Here is a 784-nt window from a genome sequence, read left to right on the forward strand (position 1 = left end):
GGACGTAAAGGATATTATTGATACACGAGTAAGCTGCTTAAACGATGCTATTTCTAAAAAGCCTGAGGATATGCTCATTACCATGCATATTTGTCGCGGAAACTTCAGATCTACGTATATCACAAGTGGCGGCTACGATACTATATCTGATGCTATCTTTGCTAACTTACATGTAGATGGACTTTTCCTTGAATATGATGATAACCGTTCAGGAGATTTTGAACCGTTAAAAAGCTTTACCCGCAACAATCAAACCGTTGTATTGGGGTTAATAACATCTAAGTTTCCTACATTAGAAGAAGCTAAGATTATTAAGCAAAGAATTAAAGAAGCAAGCGAATATATTCCTCTAGAAAACTTGTCATTGAGTCCTCAATGTGGATTTGCAAGTACCGAAGAAGGAAACGAATTAACAGAAGAGGAACAGTGGAATAAAATTAAACATGTAATTCAAATTGCTCAAGATGTATGGGGAGCTAACTAAAGAGGGATATTTGTTATTTGCTTATAGGTTCGGTGGTGTTGAGCTCTCGTACTTAGTTAGGCACTGTTTCTGCTGGCTTACTAACTTTTAAAAAGGCTCTTTAAACCAACTAGGCTAAAAAAGTTTTAAATTCGTCATTTTACTATTTATTTAGTTGAAAAATGGAGATCTAATTCTTCATTAATAAATTTTTCTATCTAAAGTTGTAATATTAATAATGCAGAAATGAACAAATTCTTAAATAGTAGAAGAGGCCTGTATCTAAGGATATACCGACTTGTCTTTTAACTAACATAAGAT

1 protein-coding gene is annotated in these 784 nt (G+C 33.5%); it reads left to right on the plus strand.

All coding sequences use genetic code 11. The features are described 5' to 3' along the window. Positions 1–484 (plus strand): uroporphyrinogen decarboxylase/cobalamine-independent methonine synthase family protein (locus tag RB298_RS20700; protein WP_486048337.1); only part of this gene is annotated, 484 nt, incomplete at its 5' end. Positions 485–784: the final 300 nt, after the last annotated feature.

The organism is Priestia sp. BR_2, from assembly GCF_041954005.1.
In the GTDB taxonomy this organism is placed as follows: Bacteria; Bacillota; Bacilli; order Paenibacillales; family Paenibacillaceae; genus Paenibacillus_AQ; species Paenibacillus_AQ lautus_A.